The following is a 404-nucleotide window of genomic DNA, read 5'->3' on the forward strand; positions in this document are numbered from 1 at the left end:
GTATCCTGAAACAGCCAAGAAAATGCGACGTTTGCGGTTCTCCTTGAAGAAAAGGGCATTGCAGGCCGCCGGCTGCATACTTCTCACGCCTTTCATTCTTATATGATGGAGCCCATTCTTGAGGAAGTTGCCGCGACTGTAAAGCAACAGGATATGAACACCCCTCGGATTCCATTTGTTTCGAATGTAACGGGAACATGGATAACACCGGAACAAGCAGCAGATCCGGCTTATTGGTCTCAGCACTTAAGAGGCACAGTCCGCTTCCATGAAGGATTGGAACAGATTTTGAGTGATGACAACGTTCTGTTAATAGAAGTCGGGCCGGGTAGCACATTAAGCACATTTGCCAGAAGGCACAAGAAAAGATCTAGCCAGCATGACATTGTCAACCTCGTCAGACA

Annotated in this window: 1 protein-coding gene; it reads left to right on the forward strand. The window is 47.5% G+C overall.

Annotated features, from left to right (window positions below):
• Positions 1-72: 72 nt before the first annotated feature.
• Positions 73-404, forward strand: a 332-nt coding sequence (locus tag RVS70_RS22925) for an acyltransferase domain-containing protein (protein WP_321135043.1), incomplete at its 3' end; no start/stop codon positions are given.

It is taken from the genome of Virgibacillus sp. M23 (genome assembly GCF_034190895.1).
GTDB lineage: Bacteria > Bacillota > Bacilli > Bacillales > Amphibacillaceae > Virgibacillus > Virgibacillus salarius.